Genomic DNA, 13,697 nt, shown 5'->3' with positions numbered 1-13,697 from the left:
GCGAGAAGGCCCCCGTCCGAGTCGGATGGGGGGAAGTGATAAGTCTACGGGGGTAGGGGTTTGCCCCACGCGTCACGGGGTAGCACCCAGATCACACCGGACTTCACCTGAATCTGACGTCTTCTCGAGAGGAACAACGGGGACATGCGCATCAACCGAATCGTGGCCTATGCGGTCACGGCAGGACTTGCCGGACTGACGCCGATCGCGATCGCCGCGCCCAGCCAGGCCACCGACAACCTGACCACGTCCATCATCCTGGAGCTGAGCTACGGCGAGCCGCGGGTGACCTACGGCGACGAGGTCTCCTTCACCTCCGAGATCGACGCCTCCGACGGCGGGTCGCCCTACAACGACGCGGACACCGCCACGCTGTGGGCGATGCCCGCCGGCTCGACCACGTGGACCGCGATCGAGACCCAGCCCGCCAGCGGCTACATCGCGTGGACCGACTTCAAGCCGGAGCAGAACACCGCCTACAAGGCCACCTACAGCGGTGGGACCGCCGCCAACACCTTCGCCGACAACTACGCCGCGAGCGAGTCGGCGCCGCTCGGCATCGAGGTGGCCCGCAAGATCACCTACCCGAGCTCGGGCTTCGTGCTCAAGGGCAAGGTGACGCCCAGCTACGGCAAGAAGAAGGTCGTCATCAAGGTCTCGCGCAAGCAGAAGACCGGCTACAAGAAGTTCAAGACCATCAAGACCAACGCGAAGGGCAAGTACAAGATCACCCTGCCCCGCCGCGGCGGCACCTGGTACTGGAGCTTCGTCGTCAAGGGCGACTCCAAGTACCTCGCCAACGGCTTCGTCTGGAAGACCTTCGTCGGCTGACCTGACGCAACGCGCACGACGACCCCCGGCAGACCTGGTCTGCCGGGGGTCGCTGCGTTCGGTCGCCTCAGCCGACCGGCGGCGGCCCCGCGTCCACCTCGGCCTGCGAGCGCAGGACGCAGAACTGGTTGCCCTCGGGGTCGGCGAAGACCACCCATCCGGTCCCCGGGCCGTACTGCCCGCGGTGGTCGGCGACCTCGGTCGCCCCGAGGCCGCGCACCCGCTCGATCTCCTCGTCGCGGGTGCCCGCGCGGGGGCGTACGTCGAAGTGGATCCGCTTCGCCGGCAGCTCGGCGTCGGTGACCTCGAGGAAGAGGATGGTGTGACCGGTCTCGGGGTCGTGGATCTCGCACTCCTCGTGCCCCGGCTCGTTGGGGTCGCCCTCGCGATCGACGTAGCCCAGCAGGGACTTCCACCACTCGGAGAGCTCGTAGGCATCGTGGCAGTCGACGGTCGTGTGCGAGACGAAGGAGGTCATGCGCGCCACGCTAGTTCAGGTTAGACGGTCGTCCGCGGGGTTTCCCGGCCACCATCTCGTCCTGAACTACCCGGGGTCAGTCGGTGCCGTGCTGGCGTACGAACTCGATGATCTGCTCGGCCAGCTCGGGGCGGCACACGATGAGGTCGGGCAGCGACGTGTCGTCCTCGTTGTAGACGATCGGCGAGCCGTCGACCCGGCTGCAGTGGAGGCCGGCGGCCCGGGCGACGGCGACGGGCGCGGCGTTGTCCCACTGGTACTGCCCACCGGCGTGGACGTAGGCGTCCGCGACGTCGCGGACCACGCTCATCACCTTGACGCCGGCGCTGCCCATCGGGACCAGCTCGGCGCCGAGCTCGGCGGCGAGCGCCTCGACGAAGGCGGGCGGACGGCTGCGGGAGACCGCGATGCGGGGCCGGTCGGACGTCCGGGGCGGCACGACCAGCGGACGGCCCGTGCTGAACGTCTCGCCCAGGGCGGGCTGCGCGACGGCACCCGCCACGAGCTCGCCGTCCTCCCAGAGCGCGACGTGGACGGCCCAGTCGTCGCGCGGGGGCTCGGAGAACTCGCGGGTGCCGTCGAGCGGGTCGATGATCCACACGCGCTTCGCGGTCAGGCGCGACTTGTCGTCCGCGGCCTCCTCCGACAGCACGGAGTCGCCGGGGCGGTGCGCGGTCAGCACCCGGTCGAGCTCGGCCTGGGCGGCGGCGTCGCCGGCATCCTTGAGGGCCTTGCCCTCGAGGCCGTCGGCCTCCGCACCGGCGCGTACGTCGAGCAGGACCGTACCGGCTCGTTCGGCCGCCCAGACGGCGAAGGCGTGGTCGTCGAGCGTGGTGGGATCGATCATGACGGCCAGCCTATTGAGCATCAGGAGTTGAAGCGCTGCTGGGTCTTCTCGAGGCCGTCGGTGATCAGCGACTCGACCGCGTCGGCGGCGTCGCCGACCTGGAACGGCAGCTCCTTGCGCTCGACCGTGGAGTAGTTGGACAGCACGAAGTCGGCGACGTCCTGGCGCCCCGGCGGCCGGCCGATGCCCGCGCGGACGCGGTAGAAGTCACCGGTGCCCAGGGAGGAGCGCATCGACTTGAGGCCGTTGTGGCCGTTGTCGCCGCCACCGAGCTTGATCCGGAGCGTGCCGAAGGCGATGTCGAGCTCGTCGTGGATCGCGACGATGTGGTCGGGAGCCACCTTGTAGAACGTGGCGAGCGCCTTGACCGGCCCGCCCGACTCGTTCATGTAGCCCCGGCCGCGCGCGAGCACCACACGGGGACCGCCGATCGAGAGCCGGCCCTCGACGACGTCCGCGCGACCGGTCTTGTGCGACCTGAACGGCGAGCCCATCCGGCTCGCCAGCTCGTCGTTGACCAGGTAGCCGATGTTGTGGCGGTGCCCGGCGTAGCCCGGTCCGGGGTTGCCGAGGCCGACCACCAGCCAGACGTCCGAGGTGGGTACGTCGCTCACGCCGTCCATCCTTCCAGTCCTCGGTGGTGGTGCTTCACCATGGTGCGTAGGCGAATGGGCACTTCCCTCGGTCGATCGACCGTGGGAAGTGCCCATTCATCGACATCCCGTGGTGAAGCATCACCACGGGACGCCGGAGGTCACTCGGAGTCGGAGTCGCCCTCGGAGCCGGACTCCTGTGCAGCGTCCTCGGCCTTAGCCTCGGTCTGCGCCTCGGCGATCTCCTCGTCGGACGGGTCGTGCTCGATGCCGAGGTCGGCCTCGGCCTCCTCCAGCTCGGCCTCGAGGGCCTCGGCGGACATCTGCTCGGTCACGTTGACGATGAGGAGCTCTTCGTCGGCGAGCAGCGTGGTGCCCGACGGGAGGTCGAGCTCCTTGGCCAGGATCTGGGTGCCGGCGGGCAGGCCCTCGACCGAGACCTCGAAGAACTCGGGGATGTGGGTGGCCTCGGCCTCGACCGAGACGACGGTGTTCTCGTTGACGACCAGCGTGTCGGGGCCGGCCTCGCCCACGACGTGGATCGGGACGTCGACGGTGACCTTCTCGCCGCGGATGACGGCGACGAAGTCGAGGTGCTCGATGACGCGGCGGATCGGGTCGACCTGGACGTCCTTGGTCAGCGCGAGCTGCTCGGAACCGTCGATCTCGAGCGACAGGAGCGCGTTGGCGCCACCGTGCTTGAGGGCCATCATCGTCTGGTGACCCGGGAGGATCACGTGGACGGGCTCGTTGCCGTGGCCGTAGATGACGGCGGGGATCTTGTTGTCGCGACGGATGCGGCGGGCGGCACCCTTGCCGAACTCGGTGCGGGCCTCGGCGGCGATCTTCTCGGGGGCAGACATGGTTTCTCCAGACGGGTCGGGGTTCGGGGGGCCTCGGGGCCGGAGACGACGAACGCCGCGCTCCGGATCGTGAGCGCGGCGCAGTGGAACTGACCGGCCCAGTCGATCACGGAGTCCCGTCTCGTTCGTGCGGGCTCCCTCGCCGAGGCAACCCCGGAACTCTACGCCGCACCGGACGGCCCGGTCGAATCCCCGGTGCCTGCCCCGAGGTCGTCCCCCTAGGGTGGCCGGGTGCCCCTGATGCTCCCCGAGGCGCGCGAGCGCGCCGTCCTGCTGACCGACGTCCACACCGTGGTCCACCTCGACCTCACCTCCACCGAGGACTTCGGGGTCGAGGCGACCATCTCGTTCCGCTGCACGCAGCCGGGGGCCTCGTCGTTCCTCGAGCTCCACGGCGGGACCGACGTGACGCTCGACGGCGAGCCGGCGCCGTACGCCGACGGGCGGATCGCGCTGACCGACCTGGCCGAGACCAACGAGGTCCGCATCACCGCGCGGATGCCCTACGTCCACGACGGCGACGGGATGACCGAGACGATCGACCCCGCGGACGGTGAGCGCTACGTCTGCGCACACACGTCGATGGACATCACGCAGAAGGTGATCCCCTGCTTCGACCAGCCCGACATCAAGTCGACGTTCGCGCTCTCGGTCACCGCGCCCTCGCACTGGACCGTGGTGGCCAACGGCGCGCTGGAGAGCCGGGAGGGTGACACCTGGACGTTCACGACGACGCCGCCGTTCTCGTCGTACCTCTTCACCCTCGTCGGCGGCCCGTGGGTCTCGGTGACGTGGGACGAGCCCTACGCCCCCGCGCCGGGCGGCACGCTGCCCTTCGGCTGGCACGCCCGCGCGTCGCAGGAGCGCGAGCTGCGCCGCGACGCCGACGAGCTCAAGCGGATCACCAGCACGTGCTTCCAGCACTACACGTCGATCTTCGAGCCGGAGTACCCCTACGCCGACTTCCAGCAGGTCTTCGCGCCCGGGCTCAACTGGGGCGCGATGGAGTTCCCCGGCTGCGTGGTCTACCGCGACGAGGCGCTCAAGCAGGGCACGCCCACGGAGCTCGAGCGCGAGTGGGTCGCCTCGACGATCGCCCACGAGATGGCGCACATGTGGTTCGGCGACCTGGTGACGATGAAGTGGTGGAACGACATCTGGCTCAACGAGTCGTTCGCCGACTTCATGGGCTACGACGTCGCGGGCGTGGCCGCCGGCTACACGGATGCCTGGACCTCGGCCGCCATCACCCGCAAGCCGACCGGCTATCGCGCGGACCGACGCCGTTCCTCGCACCCCATCGCCGAGGACGAGGACAACGTCCTCGATGCGGATGCGGCCTTCGCCAACGCGGACATGATCACCTACGCCAAGGGCAACGCCTCGCTCTCCCAGCTCGGCCACTGGCTCGGCGAGGAGGACTTCCTCGCCGGGGTCAACAAGCACCTCACGACCCACGCCTTCGGCAACGCCGACCTCGCCGACTTCCTCGACTCGCTCGACTCCGAGAGCGAGCACGACGTACGCGCGTGGGCCAAGGCCTGGCTGCGCACGACGGGCTTCGACACGCTCGTCGTCACGCGCGACGGCGACGTCCCGGTCCTCACCCGTGAGGGCTCGCGGCCCCACCGCCTCACCGTGTCGGCGTACGACGACGCGATGCAGCTGGTCGACTCCCGCGACGTGCAGCTCGGCGACGAGCCGGTGCGGCTCGAGGAGTTCGCCGGGCGGGTCGTGGTGCCCAACTCCGGCGACGAGACCTTCGCGGTGATCCGCCCCGACGAGCAGTCGTGGAGCGCCATCACCGCCGGCCTGTCGTCGGTCGAGTCCCAGCTCACCCGCGCGGTGCTGTGGTGGACGGCCGTCGACCTCACCGAGTCGAAGGTCATCGGCGTCGGCGAGCTGATCGCGCTGGCCGACCGGCACCTGCGCCCGGAGACGCACCCGCTGGTCTTCGAGGGCGTGATGCGCAACCTCCAGACGATCACCCGTCGCTACGCCGCGCCGGACGAGGTCGCGGGCCACTTGGCCGTGATCGCCGACATCGCTCGCGAGGCCACCGACGGCGGCGACCCGGCGCTCGCGCCCGGTGCGTCGCGGGTCTTCGCCCGGCTCAGCTCGGACCGGGAGCGCCTCGTCGACTGGCTCGGCCAGGACGACGTCGACCCGGGCGTGCGCTGGGCCGCCGTCCAGCGGCTCGCCGAGCTGGGCGAGCCGTCGTACATCGACGCGGAGGCCGAGCGCGACAAGTCGGTCTCCGGCCACCACGCGGCCCTGACGGCGCGGGCGCTGGTCCCGACCGAGGCCGCCAAGGCCGAGACATGGGGGCGGCTGATGAGCGGCGAGCTGGGCAACCACGAGCTCGACGCCGTCGGCGCCGGCTTCTGGGGCTGGGAGCAGGCCGACCTGCTCCGCCCCTACCTGACCCGCTACGTCTCCGAGGGCCTTGCCCTGGCGCAGCGCTCCGGCCAGGCGATGGGCGACCTCATCGGCGACGCCTTCCCACGACTGCCCCTCACCGAGGACGTACGCCGCGAGCTGCGCGCCGCGGTCGCCTCCGCCCTCGAGACCGGTGACGTGCCGACGGTGCTGGCCCGCTCGTGGAACGACGCCCTGGACGACCTCGACCGGACCCTGACGACCCCGTCCTGATGGCCCAGGACGGGACCACCTTCGGCGGACATCGAGGCCCACTGGTCTGCGGCGCGCTCGGCCGCTACGACCGTGAGCGCGTCCGGCGGATGGCGACGGCCCTCGGCGGCGACGACGTCCGGCTCCGCCACGAGGACCGGACCTCGGCGCTGGCCATGGACCGCGAGCCGCTGCGGTGGGGATACCGCGGGCAGCAGGGGCTCGGCTGGATCGAGGGCGTGCCGTGGCGGCCCGGGGCGACGACCTGGGAGGAGGCGTCGACCGCCGGGGCGTGCGGCCTGGTGCTCGACGGCCGGCACCGCCGGCTGCACTCCTCCATCAACGGCATCGGTGCCGTCTACTGGATGGTCGACGGGGACGCGCTCTACTTCGCCTCGCGCATCGATCCCCTCGTGCAGACCTCGCCGCGCCTGCTCTCCATCGACTGGGACGCCTGGGCCTCGATCATCGCGGTCCGCTTCCCCGCCGCGGACCGTACGCCGTTCGCCGAGGTCCGCCGCCTGGAGCCGTACGCGACCCTGGCCGTGCGCCGCGGCCGGACCCTCGTCGAGTCACCACCGTGGCCGTGGGCCCACGTCGAGCAGCACCTCGACCGCCGCGAGGCCGGCGCCGCCCTGGCCCAGAGCCTCCGCGAGACCGTCGAGGCGGTGGGCCGTCCCGTGCTCGTGCCGCTCAGCGGCGGCCGGGACTCGCGGATGCTGGCCTGCGCGTTCGCCGAGGCGGGTCTCGCTGCCCGGGCGGTCAGCGTCGCCGACGACGAGGGGGACACGCACGAGGAGGACCTGGCCCGACCGGTCGCCGAGGCGCTCGGGCTCGAGCAGGGGCGCCTCGCCGCCGACCCCGACGACTACCCGGCCAGCTGGCAGGCACGCGCCCGATTGGTGGAGCACCAGTTCGTCGACCACGCCTGGCTGGTGCCCCTGTCCCGCTACGTCGCGCGCCAGGACCTGCCGATCTCCGACGGGCTCGCCATGGACACGATGCTCGGGCAGGGCACGCGCTTCTTCCTCCCGGAGACCCTCGAACGGGCCGACCCGGCCCGGGCCAGCCTGGCGCTCTTCGACAGCATGCGCCGCTACGGCCGTGGCCACCTGGCACTGGCCGACCACCTGCACGGGCCGGTCGAGGACCGGGCCCGGACTCTCTTCCTCAGCGTCGCCGAGCAGTTCCACGGAGCCCAGGAGCAGACCCGCCTGACCTTCTACCGCACCCGCACGGTCCGGGGCGTGGCGTCGTACGCCACCGGGCTCCTCGGCCAGCGCGCCTCGGTGGTGGCGCCGGCGATCAGCAACGACTTCGCGGTGGCCTCGCTCGCCGCGACCTCCGAAGCTCGCGAGCTCGACCACCTCTACGTTGCGACGTTCGACGTCCTGGCCCCGCACATCGGCCGGATGCCCTCCACCGCCACCGCGGAGCGGCAGGCGCCGCACCTGCCGCGGGTGTGGCGTTCCGACCCGGCCGTCGAGGCCCACCGCAGGCGGATCGCCCGCGGCCCGTTGCGGGGCCTGGTCTCGCCTGACCTCCGCGACTGGCTGCGCTCACCCACGCGGGGCGAGCTCTCCCCCGACCTGCGGCTCGGCATGGAGGCCATCAGCCTGCTCCACTCGTGGTGGTGGCGCTACCGCGACCGGCTGCACGAGGTGGACGTCAAGGACCTCGTCGGCTGACGCGGCCCGCCCTCATCGGTCACGCGAATCTCGACGCGCCCGTCGCGGGTTCGCAGGCTCACCCGCGGGGCTTGCTCGATCTCCCGCGTCGCGGCACCGCAGCTCGTTCCTCGCAGGGTGCCTACGCGTGACCGTCGAACATGGAGGTGACGGAGCCGTCCTCGAAGACCTCGCGGATCGCCCGGCTCAGCAGCGGGGCGATCGAGAGGGTCGTGAGCTTGTCGAACTGCTTGTCCGCCGGGATCGGGAGCGTGTTGGTGACCACGACCTCCATGGCCGTGGAGTTCTTCAGCCGGTCGACCGCGGGGTCGGAGAGGATCGGGTGGGTCGCGGCGATGATCACGCCGGCCGCGCCGTCGGCCATGCAGGCCTCCGCGGCCTTCACGATCGTGCCGCCGGTGTCGATCATGTCGTCGGTGAGGATGCAGATCTTGCCCTCCACCTCACCCACGACCCGGTTGGCGACGACCTCGTTGGCGACGTCGATGCGACGGGACTTGTGGATGAATGCGAGGGGCACGCCGCCGAGGCGGGCCGACCAGCGCTCGGCGACCTTGATCCGGCCGGCGTCCGGGGAGACGACGGCCAGCTCCTGGTCGCCGTACTTCTCCTTGACGTAGTCGGTGAGGATCGGCAGTGCCATCAGGTGGTCGACGGGGCCGTCGAAGAATCCCTGGATCTGGTCGGCGTGCAGGTCGACCGTGATCAGCCGGTCGGCGCCGGCGGTCTTGAAGAGGTCGGCCATCAGCCGCGCCGAGATCGGCTCACGGCCGCGGTGCTTCTTGTCCTGGCGGGCGTAGCCGTAGAACGGCATGACGACCGTGATCCGCTTGGCCGAGGCCCGCTTGAGGGCGTCGACCATGATCAGGTGCTCCATGATCCACTCGTTGATCGGAGCGGTGTGGCTCTGGATCACGAAGGCGTCGCACCCCCGCACGGACTCCTCGTAGCGGACGTAGAGCTCGCCGTTGGCGAAGGCTCGCGCGTCCTGCGGCACGAGCCCGCACTCGAGGAGGTCGGCGACCTCCTCGGCGAGCTCGGGATAGGCCCGTCCGCTGAAGACCATCAGGTTCTTCTCGGTGGTCTTCTTCATTCCGGTCACGACGACGCGACTCCTCGTTCTGGTGCCTGGGGGTGGACGGCTCGTTCGGAGGTGCTGGTCCTGATTCTCACCCACCAGCCGGTCGGGCGAAACCCCGGGTCAGCCCTCGGTCGTCTCCTGCTGTTCACGCGCCTGACGCGCGGCGTCGGCCTGCGCCGTGCCGGCCCGCTTCGACTCGGTCCAGCCCTCGAGGTTGCGCTGCGGCGCACTGCTCACGGCGAGCGCGCCCGGCGGCACGTTGCGGCGTACGACGGTGCCGCCGGCGGTGCCCGCACCGTCCCCGATCGAGACCGGCGCGACGAAGGTGTTGTGGGAGCCCGTCTTGGCGTGGCGACCGATGGTCGTGCGGTGCTTGGCCACGCCGTCGTAGTTGGCGAAGATCGTGCCGGCGCCGATGTTGGTGCCCTCGCCGATCTCCGCGTCACCGACGTACGACAGGTGCGGGACCTTGGCGCCGTCGCCGATCTGCGCGTTCTTGGTCTCCACGAAGGAGCCGATCTTGCCGCCGACCCCGAGCTGCGTGCCGGGGCGGAGGTAGGCGAACGGGCCGACGGTGGCCCGGTCGCCGATGACGGCGAGCTCCCCGTGCGTGCGTACGACGCGGGCGCCGGCGCCGATCTCGCAGTCCTTGAGCGTGGTGTCGGGGCCGACCACCGCGTCCTCGCGCACGACGGTCGCGCCGAGGAGCTGGGTGCCGGGCAGGATCGTGGCGTCCGGCTCGATCACCACGTCGGCCTCGATCCACGTCGTGGCCGGGTCCATCACGGTGACGCCGTCCTTCATCCAGCGCGTGACGATGCGGCGGTTGAGCTCCTTGCCGAGCTCGGCGAGCTGGGCGCGGTCGTTGGCGCCCTCGGTCTGCGCGACGTCGTCGATGAGGTGCGCGCCGACGGTCAGGCCGTCCTGTCGAGCCAGGCCGACGGCGTCGGTGAGGTAGTACTCGCCCTTGGCGTTGTCGTTGGTGATCCGCGGCAGCGCCGAGACGAGGAACTCGGCGTCGAATGCGAGGATCCCCGAGTTGATCTCGTCGATCGCCTGCTGCTCGGGGGTCGCCTCCTTCTCCTCGACGATCGCCTCGACGTCGCCCTCGGCGTTGCGGATGATCCGGCCGTAGCCGAAGGGGTTCGGCACCCGGCCGCTCAGGATGCTCACGGCCCGCTGCGCAGCCTCGTGCTCGGTGGCGAACGCCAGCAGCGACTCCCCCTCCAGCAGCGGGGTGTCGCCGGCGGCCACGATGACCGTCCCGGTGGTCGCGCCCGCGGCCTCCATCGCGATGCGTACGGCGTGGCCGGTGCCCTCCTGCTTCTCCTGGACCGCCAGCACCGCCGTCGGCAGCAGCTCGGTGATGTGCGGCCCGACCTGCTCACGCTGGTGGCCGACGACCGCCACGACGCGGGTCGGATCGACCGCCTCCACGGCCCGGAGCACGTGGCCGATCATGGAGCGGCCGGCGATGGGGTGCAGCACCTTCATGGTCTTCGACTTCATGCGGGTGCCGCCGCCTGCGGCGAGGACGATGACGGTGAGGTTGTCCATGGCCCGCAGTCTGTCACCGACGGGTGGCGCGCCGGCCCTGTGGTCGAATGACCGGGTGAGTGGGCGGACCTACGGCGGCGAGTCGGCGACCGACCGGCTGGCGCGCCGCCGCCGCCAGCTGCTCGACGCGGGCCTCGAGCTCTTCGGCACCGCCGGCTACCGCGCCACCACCGTGCGCCAGCTGTGCCGCGAGGCCAGGGTCAGCGACCGCTACTTCTACGAGCAGTTCGACTCCACCGAGGACCTGCTGCTCGCGGTGTACGACGAGTGCACGGGCCGCCTCGAGCAGGAGGCCTTTGGGGCCCTCGGCGACCGTGGCGACGAGGTCGGCGACCTCGCGGGCCGCGGCATCGACGCCTTCCTCGCCGTGGTCGAGTCCGACCCGCGGCTGGCGCGTGTGGTGTGGTTCGAGGTGCTGGGCGTCTCCACCCGCGTCGAGGCGACCTACCTCGCGCGGATGCAGGCCTTCGGTCACCTGATGCTCGACGTGCTGGCCGAGCGCGACGGCGCGGCCCCGCTCGCCGGACCCACCCGCGACCTGCTCGCCAGCGCGGCGGTCGGCGCGGTCAGCCAGGCGGTGGTGACGTGGGCGAGCGCGGGGTTCGTCCCGGAGCGCGCGATCGTCGCCGAGGCGCTCGCGGCGTTCCTCGCCGGGTCGGCGACCGCACTGGTCGCGCCCCAGCCGTGACCTCGGTCACCTCCTGATGCGGAATCAGCCGTCGTCACTTTAATCTGATGACGACAGATTCCCGATCGGAGGTCGTCGTGCAGCCACCCCTCACCGTGCTCGTCATCGGCACCGGCTTCGGCGGACAGCTCACCGCCCTCCACCTGCTGCGCCGCGGCATCACGGACTTCCGCATCCTCGAGCGCCGCGACTTCGCCGGCGGGACGTGGTGCCAGAACTCCTACCCCGGCGCTGCCGTCGACGTCCCCTCGCCGCTCTACTCGCTCTCTTCGGAGCCCTACCCCTGGTCGCGGATGTACGCCGAGCAGGCCGAGCTGCGCGACTACACCGAGCACGTCCTCGACCGGCACCGGCTCCACGAGCACATCGTCCTCGGCGCCGAGGTCATCGGCGCGGAGTGGGACGGCGAGGCGTGGTGCGTCACCACGGACGACGGCACGGTGCACCGCGCCCGGTTCCTGGTGAACGCCTCCGGCCCGCTGAGCACGCCGGTCGTGCCGGCGTTCGCCGGCCTCGACGACTTCACAGGCACGTCCTTCCACACCAACGGCTGGGACCACGACGTCGACCTCGAGGGTCGCCGGGTCGCGGTCATCGGGTCGGGCGCCAGCGCTGCCCAGGTCATCCCGGCGATCCAGCCGGAGGTCGCGGACCTCCACGTCTTCCAGCGCAGCCCGCACTGGGTGCTCCCCCGCCACGACCGCACCTTCAGCCCGCTCCAGCGCCGCCTGCTGCGGCTGCGACCGCTGCAACGCCTGCTGAGGGCGTCGATCTACTGGCGCCTCGAGACCCGCGTGATCGGCTTCAAGCACAGCCGCCGGCTGCTGCGGCTGGTCGCCCAGCGCGACGCCCTGCGCCACCTCGAGGAGCAGGTGCCCGACGAGACGCTGCGCGCGCAGCTCACGCCCGACTACACGATCGGGTGCAAGCGGATCATCCTGTCCAACACGCTCTTCCCCGCGCTCTCGGCCGCCAACACGACGCTCCACGACCGCCACGACGGCATCGACCACTTCGACGCCACCGGCATCGTCACCGCGAGCGGCGAGCACCTCGACCTCGACGTCGTGGTCTTCTCGACCGGCTACGACGCCACCGACGGCGTGATCCCCTACGAGGTGCGGGGGCGCGACGGCGTACGGCTCGCGGAGGTGTGGCACGACTTCCCCCGCGCCTACCTCGGCACGACCGTGCCCGGCTTCCCCAACTTCTTCGTCGTCACCGGTCCCAACACCGGCATCGGCCACACGAGCGCGATCTTCGTCATCGAGGCGCAGATGGAGTACGTCATGCGTGCCCTCGACGTCGTGCTGGCCGAGGGCGCCGCGAGCATCGAGCCCACCGCCGTGGCCGAGGACGACTACACCGCGATGATCCACCGCGAGATGGAGAAGACGGTGTGGCACGACGGGGGCTGCACCTCGTGGTACCAGTCGCGGTCCGGCCGCGTGGTCGCCATGTTCCCCGGCTTCTCCTTCACCTTCCGCCGGCTGGCCCGGCGCTTCCGCCCCGAGCACCACGTCATCGAGCGGGTGGCCCCGGCCCCCGTCGCCAGCACGACCGAGAGGATCACCGCATGAAGCACCTCGACGACAAGGTCGCCGCCGTCACCGGCGCCGGCTCCGGCATCGGCCGGGCGCTCGCCCTCGACCTCGCCGGGCGCGGCTGCCGGCTCGCGCTCTCCGACGTCTCCGCCGACGGGCTGGCCGAGACCGAGCGGCTCCTCGCCGGCCGGGCCCGCGCCGTCACCACCGCCGTGGTCGACGTCGCCGACGAGGCCGCCGTGCTCGGCTGGGCCGACCAGGTGGTGGCCCACCACGGCCGCGCCAACCTCGTCATCAACAACGCCGGCGTCGCCCTGTCGGGGACGGTCGCGTCGATCTCCACCGACGACTACCGCTGGATCATGGGCATCAACTTCTGGGGCGTCGTCCACGGCACCAAGGCCTTCCTCCCCCACCTCGAGGCGTCGGGCGAGGGCCACGTCGTCAACATCTCCAGCGTCTTCGGACTCACTGCGCAGCCGCTGATGAGCGGCTACAACGCCAGCAAGTACGCCGTACGCGGGTTCACCGAGTCGCTGCGCCAGGACCTCGAGCTCACCGGGTCGTGCGTCAGCGCGACGTGCGTGCACCCCGGCGGCATCAAGACCAACATCGCGCGCTCGGCCCGCCTGGACCCCAGCGTCGCCACCGCGACCGGCAAGCCGGCGGAGAAGGCGAACCGCGAGTTCGAGAAGTCCTTCATCACCTCGCCCGAGAAGGCCGCGGCGGTGATCGTCGGTGCTGTGCAGAAGAACAAGAGGCGTGCGCTCATCGGGCCGGACGCCCGGGTGTTCGACGCGATGGTGCGCGTGGCCCCCACCGGCTACCAGCGACTCATCACGGGCGTCGTGCGGTCCCGGAGCAAGAAGTGAGCCGGCACCACCCCACGACGTTCT

The 13,697-nt window shown here is 71.2% G+C and carries 12 protein-coding genes; 6 read left to right on the top strand and 6 right to left on the bottom strand.

The features are described 5' to 3' along the window. Positions 1–144: 144 nt before the first annotated feature. The gene (locus JI751_RS17190; protein WP_201939259.1) at positions 145–831 is read left to right on the top strand and encodes a hypothetical protein; all 687 of its coding nucleotides are present in this window, start codon (positions 145–147) and stop codon (positions 829–831) included. Positions 832–898: 67 nt separating this feature from the next. On the opposite strand, the gene JI751_RS17185 is transcribed toward JI751_RS17190, so the two are convergent. The 4 genes from JI751_RS17185 to JI751_RS17170 all read right to left on the bottom strand — a co-directional run bounded on the left by JI751_RS17185 (position 899) and on the right by JI751_RS17170 (position 3,612). Further along, on the bottom strand, positions 899–1,309 hold the full coding sequence (locus JI751_RS17185) for a VOC family protein (protein WP_201939257.1): 411 nt from the start codon (positions 1,307–1,309) through the stop codon (positions 899–901). 76 nt (positions 1,310–1,385) lie between these two features. Beyond that, complete coding sequence (locus JI751_RS17180) at positions 1,386–2,156, bottom strand: 3'(2'),5'-bisphosphate nucleotidase CysQ (protein ID WP_236666414.1); 771 nt, start codon at positions 2,154–2,156, stop codon at positions 1,386–1,388. Between the two features lie 20 nt (positions 2,157–2,176). Then, complete coding sequence (gene pth, locus JI751_RS17175; protein ID WP_372440586.1) at positions 2,177–2,779, bottom strand: aminoacyl-tRNA hydrolase; 603 nt, start codon at positions 2,777–2,779, stop codon at positions 2,177–2,179. Positions 2,780–2,910: 131 nt separating this feature from the next. Then, entirely contained in the window at positions 2,911–3,612 is a 702-nt protein-coding gene (locus JI751_RS17170) for a 50S ribosomal protein L25/general stress protein Ctc (RefSeq protein WP_201939249.1), read from the bottom strand. 240 nt (positions 3,613–3,852) lie between these two features. Here JI751_RS17170 and pepN point away from each other — a divergent pair, with 240 nt between their 5' ends. Together pepN and JI751_RS17160 are read left to right on the top strand one after the other, a co-directional pair. Then, entirely contained in the window at positions 3,853–6,264 is a 2,412-nt protein-coding gene (gene pepN / locus JI751_RS17165) for an aminopeptidase N (RefSeq protein WP_236666479.1), read from the top strand. Then, on the top strand, positions 6,264–7,931 hold the full coding sequence (locus JI751_RS17160) for an asparagine synthase-related protein (protein ID WP_201939245.1): 1,668 nt from the start codon (positions 6,264–6,266) through the stop codon (positions 7,929–7,931). Before pepN ends, JI751_RS17160 begins: the two co-directional genes overlap by 1 nt. A 121-nt stretch (positions 7,932–8,052) precedes the next feature. On the opposite strand, the gene JI751_RS17155 is transcribed toward JI751_RS17160, so the two are convergent. Together JI751_RS17155 and glmU are read right to left on the bottom strand one after the other, a co-directional pair. Next, positions 8,053–9,024 carry a ribose-phosphate diphosphokinase gene (locus tag JI751_RS17155; RefSeq protein WP_201939629.1) on the bottom strand — a complete coding sequence of 324 codons (972 nt, stop codon included), beginning with the start codon at positions 9,022–9,024 and terminating at the stop codon, positions 8,053–8,055. A 108-nt stretch (positions 9,025–9,132) separates the two neighbouring features. Further along, positions 9,133–10,569: a bifunctional UDP-N-acetylglucosamine diphosphorylase/glucosamine-1-phosphate N-acetyltransferase GlmU gene (gene glmU, locus JI751_RS17150; RefSeq protein WP_201939243.1), complete on the bottom strand. Its 1,437-nt coding sequence runs from the start codon at positions 10,567–10,569 to the stop codon at positions 9,133–9,135. Positions 10,570–10,624: 55 nt separating this feature from the next. On the opposite strand from glmU, the gene JI751_RS17145 reads away from it, so the two are divergent. The 3 genes from JI751_RS17145 to JI751_RS17135 are packed head-to-tail and all read left to right on the top strand — an operon-like array spanning position 10,625 to position 13,673. Then, the gene (locus JI751_RS17145; RefSeq protein ID WP_201939240.1) at positions 10,625–11,257 is read left to right on the top strand and encodes a TetR/AcrR family transcriptional regulator; all 633 of its coding nucleotides are present in this window, start codon (positions 10,625–10,627) and stop codon (positions 11,255–11,257) included. Between the two features lie 47 nt (positions 11,258–11,304). Further along, positions 11,305–12,837: a flavin-containing monooxygenase gene (locus tag JI751_RS17140; protein WP_201939238.1), complete on the top strand. Its 1,533-nt coding sequence runs from the start codon at positions 11,305–11,307 to the stop codon at positions 12,835–12,837. After that, positions 12,834–13,673 (top strand): SDR family NAD(P)-dependent oxidoreductase, encoded by an 840-nt coding sequence (locus JI751_RS17135; RefSeq protein ID WP_201939236.1) that lies wholly within the window; start codon positions 12,834–12,836, stop codon positions 13,671–13,673. Before JI751_RS17140 ends, JI751_RS17135 begins: the two co-directional genes overlap by 4 nt. Positions 13,674–13,697: the final 24 nt, after the last annotated feature.

The sequence above is a fragment of the Nocardioides baculatus genome (genome assembly GCF_016735675.1).
In the GTDB taxonomy this organism is placed as follows: Bacteria; Actinomycetota; Actinomycetes; order Propionibacteriales; family Nocardioidaceae; genus Nocardioides; species Nocardioides baculatus.
The sequence above is the reverse complement of the archived record's forward strand: the minus strand, read 5'-3'. Positions and strand labels throughout refer to the sequence as shown.